This window comes from Flavobacterium sp., assembly GCF_003525665.1.
Taxonomy (GTDB): Bacteria; Bacteroidota; Bacteroidia; order Flavobacteriales; family Flavobacteriaceae; genus Flavobacterium.
Genome location: NZ_DQDX01000206.1, coordinates 1 through 8,413, shown reverse-complemented (window position 1 = coordinate 8,413; position 8,413 = coordinate 1). Strand labels below are relative to the sequence as shown.

At 30.8% G+C, this 8,413-nt stretch carries 7 protein-coding genes and 1 tRNA gene; 3 read left to right on the top strand and 5 right to left on the bottom strand.

All coding sequences use genetic code 11. The features are described from left to right. Nucleotides 1–32: 32 nt before the first annotated feature. The gene (locus DIU01_RS14530; RefSeq protein WP_290835686.1) at nt 33–2,129 is read right to left on the bottom strand and encodes a glutamine--tRNA ligase/YqeY domain fusion protein; all 2,097 of its coding nucleotides are present in this window, start codon (nt 2,127–2,129) and stop codon (nt 33–35) included. A gap of 116 nt (nt 2,130–2,245) precedes the next feature. On the opposite strand from DIU01_RS14530, the gene folB reads away from it, so the two are divergent. Together folB and DIU01_RS14520 are read left to right on the top strand one after the other, a co-directional pair. Beyond that, a complete protein-coding gene (folB, locus tag DIU01_RS14525) occupies nt 2,246–2,605 on the top strand; it encodes a dihydroneopterin aldolase (RefSeq protein WP_290835684.1) in 360 nt (119 codons plus the stop codon). 116 nt (nt 2,606–2,721) lie between these two features. After that, nucleotides 2,722–2,792, top strand: a tRNA-Cys gene (locus DIU01_RS14520). 523 nt (nt 2,793–3,315) lie between these two features. Here the strand turns inward: DIU01_RS14520 and DIU01_RS14515 are convergent. The 4 genes from DIU01_RS14515 to rnr form a co-directional block, all read right to left on the bottom strand. Beyond that, complete coding sequence (locus DIU01_RS14515; RefSeq protein ID WP_290835682.1) at nt 3,316–3,966, bottom strand: GldM family protein; 651 nt, start codon at nt 3,964–3,966, stop codon at nt 3,316–3,318. 6 nt (nt 3,967–3,972) lie between these two features. Then, the gene (locus DIU01_RS14510) at nt 3,973–4,656 is read right to left on the bottom strand and encodes a LysE family transporter (RefSeq protein ID WP_290835680.1); all 684 of its coding nucleotides are present in this window, start codon (nt 4,654–4,656) and stop codon (nt 3,973–3,975) included. Between the two features lie 97 nt (nt 4,657–4,753). Further along, nucleotides 4,754–5,422: a head GIN domain-containing protein gene (locus tag DIU01_RS14505; protein ID WP_290835678.1), complete on the bottom strand. Its 669-nt coding sequence runs from the start codon at nt 5,420–5,422 to the stop codon at nt 4,754–4,756. A 71-nt stretch (nt 5,423–5,493) separates the two neighbouring features. Further along, complete coding sequence (gene rnr / locus DIU01_RS14500; RefSeq protein ID WP_290835676.1) at nt 5,494–7,662, bottom strand: ribonuclease R; 2,169 nt, start codon at nt 7,660–7,662, stop codon at nt 5,494–5,496. Between the two features lie 109 nt (nt 7,663–7,771). Between rnr and DIU01_RS14495 the strand changes: the two genes are divergently transcribed. Next, entirely contained in the window at nt 7,772–8,005 is a 234-nt protein-coding gene (locus DIU01_RS14495; protein WP_290835674.1) for a DUF2007 domain-containing protein, read from the top strand. Nucleotides 8,006–8,413: the final 408 nt, after the last annotated feature.

Here is an 8,413-nt window from a genome sequence, read left to right as displayed (position 1 = left end):
GGCTTACTATTTATAAAAACTATAATTTAAAATTATATCGAATTTAGAACTTCTAATACTTTTTCGTTTTTCTCTGAATTTTTTAATTCTGATAATTGAGTTTGAAAATCTTTCAAATTCGCTTCATCATTTTTTAAATTTTCAATTGCCGAAATTCTTGCCGAAAATAATTGACTTTTCAACGACATCGAATATAATTTTGTCAATTGTTCGATTTCAATATCTTTTGACGAAACTTTATCTGAATATTTCAACACTAAATTGGCAAACAATAAAGCATTGTTATCATTCTTAATATTTTTCAGAATGGTGTTGATTATTAAGCTGTAATTATCAATACTTTTTATGTTTTCAACAATTGGTTTTAAGATAACTTCAGCAGCGTTTTCGTCTTTTTCTTTCACATATTTATTGAGATCTTTTAACGTATTCATCAATAAATTTTCTTCTTTTTTACCTTTTTCTTCCCAAGCATCTTTTAGTCCAACCGTTTTGTTAAAGACTAATTTTGAAGCAGTTGAATCTTTATCAACATTAAAATAACCCAATCGTTGAAACTGAAATTTATCGTTTGGTTTTACATCGGCAAGACTTGGTTCTACAAATCCTTTTACGATTTCTAATGACGATTTATTCATGAATTCTAAGAAGTTTTTCTCTTTATGAGAATCTGGTGCTTCGTCGATAAACAATCTATCATAAAGTCGAACTTCAGCTTCAATAGCATGCGAAATAGAAACCCAATGCAATGTTCCAGCCACTTTTCTTTGACTAGCTTCACTTCCACTTCCTGAACGCGAATCTTCATCGTAAGTTACTTGAATTTCGGTAATGTTTCCATTTACATCTTTTATAACACTTTCACCTTTAATGATATAACCATTTTTAAGACGTACTTCGTTTCCGATACTTAATCTGAAAAATTTTGCTGGAGCAACTTCTAAAAAGTCTTCTCTTTCAATGTATAATTCACGAGAAAATGGAACTTTTCTAAAACCTGCGCTTTCATCTTCTTGATTATTTTCGGCTTCCAACCATTCTTCTTTTCCTTCAGGATAATTGGTAATTACCAACTTCACAGGATCTAAAACTGCCATAACTCGCGGCGCCGTTTTGTTTAAATCTTCACGCAAACAAAACTCCAAAAGCGATACATCAATTACATTTTCACGTTTGGCAACACCAATAGTTTCACAGAAATTTCTAATAGATTTTGCTGTATAACCACGACGACGTAAACCCGAAATTGTAGGCATTCTTGGATCATCCCAACCATTAACAACCTTTTCTTCAACAAGTTGCAATAGTTTTCGTTTGCTCATTACAGTATAATTCAAATTCAAACGAGCAAACTCATATTGATTTGGACGTACTTTAGTAGCATCATATATTTGATCTAAAAACCAATTGTATAATTCGCGGTGCATTACAAATTCTAAAGTACAAATAGAATGCGAAATTTGTTCGATATAATCACTTTCTCCGTGTGCATAATCATACATTGGATAGATTTTCCAATCGTTTCCTGTTCTGTGATGATGACGATGCAAAACTCTATACATCAATGGATCACGCATCAACATATTTTTGGATGCCATATCAATTTTAGCTCTTAAAACGTGACTTCCTTCTGGAAAATCTCCGTTTTTCATAGCTTCGAATAATTGTAAATTTTCTTCAACCGAACGATTTCTATAGGGTCCATCAACTCCAGGTTGTGTTGGCGTTCCTTTTTGAATTGCCATTTCTTCCGAAGATTGAGAATCTACATAGGCTTTTCCGTTTTTAATCATTGCAACTGCCCATTCGTACAACTGCTGAAAATAATCAGAAGCATAACGTTCTTCGGCCCAATTGAAGCCCAACCAAAGTAAATCTTCTTTGATAGCATCGACATATTCTTGCTCTTCTTTGGCAGGATTAGTATCGTCAAAACGCAAATTTACTGGCGCATTGTACTTTAATCCTAAACCAAAATTTAGACAAATAGACTTAGCATGACCAATGTGCAAATACCCATTTGGCTCAGGCGGAAAACGAAAACGTAACTTATCTTGAGCGAAACCGCTTGATAAACTGTCTTCTATAATTTGTTCTATAAAATGAAGTGATTTCTCCTCGGTTGACATAATTATTTTGTAATTTTAGCAAAGATAAAAAAGTTTACAGTTTTCGGTTTACAGTTTTCAGTTTTCTTTTAGAAACTTGCTACTGAGACTGAAAACTGAGACTGAAAACTAATAAAATGGGAACAATTAAATTACAAAATATCAGGACTTTTTCGTTTCACGGATGTCTTGAAGAAGAAGCTAAAATAGGATCAGATTACAGAGTTGACCTTGAAATTAAAACCGATTTACGCAAATCTTCTGTGTCAGACGAGTTGAAAGATACGGTAGATTATGTGCTTTTAAACAGAATTGTAGAAGAAGAAATGGCTATTCGCTCTAAATTATTGGAACATGTAGCACAAAGAATCATCACTAGAATCTTTAAAGAAATTCCGTCTGTATCTAGAATTTTACTTGGTGTTTCTAAACTAAATCCTCCTATTGGTGGTGATGTTGAAGCGGTTACAATTGAAATGGAAGAATATAGAAATTAGAAATTCCAATAGTAGAAATTCCAAATTACAAACTTAGAAAAGTATATTTTTCAATTTGGAATTTGGAATTTGCATATTGTATTTTTTATATTATATTTGCAGTCCAATAAATAATTGGCGTCGTGGCCGAGCGGCTAGGCTGGGCTCTGCAAAAGCTCCTACTCCGGTTCGAATCCGGACGATGCCTCAAGAAGAGATACAGAAATGTGTCTCTTTTTTTTGTTTTAAATTTTTAGAAAAAATTAATTAAAGTTGTGTTCGAATCCGGAGGATGATTTCATAAAACATTCAAGAAAATACAAACGTCTTTTTTGTCATTCTGAACTTGTTTCAGAATCTAAAATTAATTAAGGTTGTGTTCCCATCGGTAGGATGACTTGATAAAACACATACAATCGAGACGATTTTTTTGTTTTAAATTTTTAGAAAAAATTGATTAAAGTTGTGTTCGAATCCGGACGAAGTTTCTCAAGAACTCTTCTTAAAACCTTCAGAAAAACACAAGCTCTTTTTGTCATTCTGAACTTGTTTCAGAATCTAAAAAATTAATTTAAGTTGGATTTATAATTAGAAATCTAAACCCAGTTTTGTCATTCTGAGGAACGAAGAATCACACAAGTTAATCACATAGAAAATAATTAAACAGTTGCAAGTGAGATGTTTACTATCGTCAACATGACAAAATGGATGCAAAATAATTTCTTATTTAGTTAATAAATTTCAATAATAATGTTGTTAATTTTACAAACATTAGCATTTACGTTGACAGAAAAATTTATGTCACATAAAACTATTTCATCACCTATCTTTATTTTGCTAACAATTTTTTTATAATACTCTTCTTTTATTTTATTTCCATCAATATGAATTGAACTATAACCAGGAATTCTCAACTCAAAATTCTTAATAGCACATTTTAATCCTATATTTTTGTCTGGAAAACCACATTTGATTATTGCATTCAGTAAATTTTTCTTTTGCATTCTTACTTTAAAACCATCAAGATTGTTAATTTTAGCTTCAAGACTTGTAACATTTCTAATTTCAAAAATATGTTTTTCCGAAAATTTCTTTCCGTTCATTAAAATACCTTTAATATATATTATGAGTTCTTTACCTGATGATGGATTAATACTGTAAATGTTTTTCTCTTTTTGTGAAACACCAATTCCTTCAACTTCAAAAGATTTTGAGTTTGGAACATCAATAAAAACTTCGTTCAAAAATCCTCTATAAACGATTTTAGTTGTTTTTGGAATAACAAAATCATTATCAGTATGATACACAACAGAAATAGTATCATTCTGTCCATAAAACGACATCGAAATAAAAAGGAAAAATACACTTATTACCTTTTTCATTTGAAATCAATTCTTCAACTGTTCAAACTTCTCTTGAAGCATTTCTTTTTCTTTTGGGAAGAAACCCTGTGCTATTAAAAAGCTTCCAAAAATCATTAAAATAATACTGATAACTCGTTTAATTTTATAGATATTATGCTGCGTCATTCTAGATTTTAATTGTTTTGCAACTACTATTTTAATGATATCAACAGCGAAATAAGTTATGATTATAGAGGTAATAAAAAGGATAATTCTATTGGTTTCCATGTTTAATTTCGGACCAAAAACAATGATGATTCCCATCCAAAAAGCCAATACTCCAATGTTGATAAAATTTAGTAGAAATCCTTTAAAAAATAATCCTAAATAATTGTTTTTCTGAATGTTATCTTCTTCCAGTTCTTCTTCTAATTGTTTTCTATAAGTCTTTCTTTCTTTTACGTAAGAAACAATTCCGTAGGCTAACATGATTGCACCACCAAAAATGAATAATCCTGGATCGTCTTTGAGTTTTTCAAGTATTTGATTGGTAGAAAAATAAGCAATTAAGATGAAGACAAAATCGGCAAAAACTACTCCAAAATCAAAAACCATTGCCGCTCGAAATCCTTTAGTAATACTGGTTTCAAGTAGTACAAAAAACACCGGACCAACAGTAAAAGCTAGTAAAATTCCCCAAGGTAAGGCAGATAGAATGTCGTTTATCATTTAAAAAGATTATGAGTTTAAAAGATTATGAGTTTAAAAGGCACAAATAAACTTTCTTTTTCAAATATCTAACTTTTATTCTGAAAAACAAAAATCACTAGTCATTTCCTTCTTTAATTGTTCCTCCAGCGATAATTTTTTGATTGATTTGTTTTGGTTTACCAAAGATTCTAATATCGCCACCAGCACGCACTTTAGCATCGACTAAATCGGTTGCATAAATATCAGCATCGCCACCAGCATTTGCGGTGATTACGGTTTGATTTGTAATAAGTTTCTCGGCTTCATAAATTCCACCCGAGTTTACAATAACCTCTTGATTTTTAGCCTTTCCATAAATTTTAACAGTCGATCCATTTGCAGTTCTAAGCGTTAATCTATCGACGTTTACTTTAATTTTTATTTCCGATCCTTCTTTAGCAATTACATCAAAAGTCGTTGCTTCAAAAGTTTCATCAGATGCAATTCTTGAGCCTTCATTGGCTTCAACTGCATCAATATTTTTATAATAAACAGTAGCCGAAACATTATCTCCAGAAAGCATTTTTGTCAATCGCATTCTGATTTTTAATTCGCCATTTTTATTGACAATTTCAACATCATCAGATCCTGAACCATCAACCACAACTTTGTTTTCATCGGAAGCAATTAAAATCACATCAATTTTATCAAATGACGTAACTTTATTGAAATCTCCAACTTCTTTTTCTTTTTGTGCAAAGGCTAATGAACTGATAAATAATATACTATAAACTAACTTTTTCATGATGATTCGTTTTTAAAAATTTCCTCGACTGCGCTCGGAATGACAATTCGCGTTAATAACTACTCGTTTTTTCAAATAAATGTAAAATCCAATTGTTTTTTCACTAAATCGGCGTTCTTTACTTTAACGTAAACTTCGTCGCCTAATTGTAACAAACTCTTAGAAATTTCACCTACAAGCGCATATTGCTTTTCATCAAACGTGTAATAATCGTCTTTTATTTCACGAATTCTACACATTCCTTCGCATTTATTCGATACAATTTCAACGTAAATTCCCCATTCGGTTACACCAGAAATAACTCCCAAAAACTCTTCGTCTTTGTGATCTTGCATGTATTTTATTTGCATGTATTTTATCGAATCACGTTCAGCATTTGTAGCCAAACTTTCCATATTACTAGAATGTTCGCATTTTTCTTCAAATAGTTCTGCAGAAACCGATTTTCCGCCATCCAAATAATATTGAAGTAATCGATGTACCATAACGTCAGGATAACGTCTAATTGGCGATGTAAAATGGCTGTAATAATCAAATGCTAATCCGTAGTGACCAATATTTTCTGTCGAATATTTGGCTTTGCTCATTGTTCGAATTGCCAACGTATCAATTAAATTTTGTTCTTTCTTTCCGTTAACGTCTGACATTAATTGGTTTAACGATTTAGAAATGTCTTTTTTATCACGTAAATCTATCTTGTAACCAAATTTAGAAATCAAAGCTTGCATTGCAAAAAGCTTGTCTTCATTAGGTTCATCGTGAATTCTATAAACAAATGTTTTCTTTTGTTTTCCGATATATTCAGCAACTTTCCTATTTGCTAAAAGCATGAATTCTTCTATCAAATGATTGGCATCTTTCGATACTTTGAAATAAACTCCTTCTGGTTCGCCATCTTCTGTAAGATTGAATTTTACTTCTACTTTATCAAATGAAATGGCACCTTCACTCATTCTTTTTCTACGAAGAATTTTAGCTAATTCGTCTAATTTTAAAGTAGCTTCTGTAATTTCATCGGATGCATTGTATTCTTTTCCGGTTAACGAAATTTCTGCCGGAATTGTAGCCGCTTTTGTTTCGATAATTACTTGGGCTTCTTCATACGAAAATCGTTGATCTGAATTGATAACTGTTCTTCCAAACCACTGATTGATAACGGTTGCTTTATGATCGATTTCGAAAATGGCTGAAAACGTATATTTTTCTTCATTTGGACGCAAAGAACAAGCAAAATTAGATAAAACTTCGGGTAACATCGGTACAACTCTATCTACCAAATAAACCGAAGTTCCGCGATTGTAAGCTTCCTCATCTAGAATGGTTCCTTCTTGCAAATAATGAGAAACATCGGCAATGTGAATTCCAATTTCGTAGTTTCCATTTTCTAATTTTTTAAACGATAAAGCATCATCAAAATCTTTGGCATCTTTTGGATCAATGGTATACGTCAACGTATCGCGCATGTCACGACGCTTTGCAATTTCTTCTGGATGAATGGCTGTGTCTAATTTTTGAGCAAAAACTTCCACTTCAACTGGGAAATCATACGGCAAACCATATTCGGCTAAAATCGCATGAATTTCGGTATCATGTTCACCAGGTTTTCCTAAAACATTGATTACCGAACCAAATGGTGAATCGGCTTTCTTTGGCCAATCTTCAATTCGAACTACAACAACATCACCTTGTTCAGCTCCGTTATATTTATCTTTTGGAATAAAAATATCGGTGTACATTTTGGCATTGGCAGTAGTTACAAAAGCAAAATTCTTTTGAATGTCAATAACTCCAACAAATTCGGTTTTACTTCTCTCTAGAACTTCAATGACTTCACCTTCAGGCTTTTTACCTTTTCTACGGTTGTAAACATAAACCTTAACTTTGTCTTTATCTAAAGCGTGGTTCAGGTTATTTGTGGGAATAAAAACATCATCTTCAAATTCGTCACAAATAAAATAAGCAGTTCTTCTAGATGTCATATCAATAGTTCCTTCGTAGTAATCTTGCGAAACTGCTTTCACTAAATAACTTCCAGGTTCGTTTTCAATAATAACTTTTTGAGCAGCAAGAATTTTTAAATCTTTAATAATTTCGTTTCTGCTTTTGGTATCAGTCAATTCAAGAACAGCACATATTTGCTTGTAATTGAATGGTTTATTTGCGTTTTGTGATAGTATTTTTAATATTTTTTCCGAATAAGTTTTCGGTTTTTTTCCAAACTTTTTTGGTGGTTTACTCATAATTTCTGTTCTTATAAAGTATAAAATTAGTGAATAGTAATTAGTAAATAGTGATTAACAGTTAGATTTATCTAAAATATAACTTTTGTATCTTTATAAAAAAATTAAAATGAACGACTTTGTAACGATTGCAACCTTTAATTTTGCTCATGAAATTACGGTTTTAAAATCGATTTTAGACAATAGAGAAATTGACTATTTCTTTCAAAACGAAAATTTAATTTCTGTCGATCCATTAGCGAGTTTTGCTTACGGCGGAATTCATTTAAAAATTCATCCAAACGATATAGAAGTTGTAAAAGAAATTTTGAACGACTTAAATACTAATCTAGATATCGTATAGTCTATTTTCTATTTTCTTTTCTCTAAAAAATTTGAAAGTTGTCAACATATATTAAATACAACAAAAAAATATTTTAAATTTAATTAAATTTTTGATGGTTATTATAGCGTGTTAATTACTACAATAACTTTATTTTTTAAAAGGTATTTTTTTAGTTATGATTATTTATACCGATTTATTAACATACTTTTAAGAAACTAATTCGTTCATTTTGAAGCGATTTTTAGAAACAATCAACAGTTGTTAATAAGTGAAAAAGTATAGTTTTTGTAGATAAGTTTGATTGTTAATTTCTGTTGAAAAACTAAAAATTTATATTGATAACTTTTCTAAAAATTCCTCAAACTAAATTAGGATTTTTAATCTCAATTTTTGATTACAATTAATTTACATACAACCAAGAAAAAC

Bases quoted from the DNA above. Each gene is read 5' to 3' on its own strand.
- DIU01_RS14530 (WP_290835686.1), bottom strand. From the start codon at position 2,129: ATGTCAACCGAGGAGAAATCACTTCATTTTATAGAACAAATTATAGAA.
- folB (WP_290835684.1), top strand. From the start codon at position 2,246: ATGGGAACAATTAAATTACAAAATATCAGGACTTTTTCGTTTCACGGA.
- DIU01_RS14515 (WP_290835682.1), bottom strand. From the start codon at position 3,966: ATGAAAAAGGTAATAAGTGTATTTTTCCTTTTTATTTCGATGTCGTTT.
- DIU01_RS14510 (WP_290835680.1), bottom strand. From the start codon at position 4,656: ATGATAAACGACATTCTATCTGCCTTACCTTGGGGAATTTTACTAGCT.
- DIU01_RS14505 (WP_290835678.1), bottom strand. From the start codon at position 5,422: ATGAAAAAGTTAGTTTATAGTATATTATTTATCAGTTCATTAGCCTTT.
- rnr (WP_290835676.1), bottom strand. From the start codon at position 7,662: ATGAGTAAACCACCAAAAAAGTTTGGAAAAAAACCGAAAACTTATTCG.
- DIU01_RS14495 (WP_290835674.1), top strand. From the start codon at position 7,772: ATGAACGACTTTGTAACGATTGCAACCTTTAATTTTGCTCATGAAATT.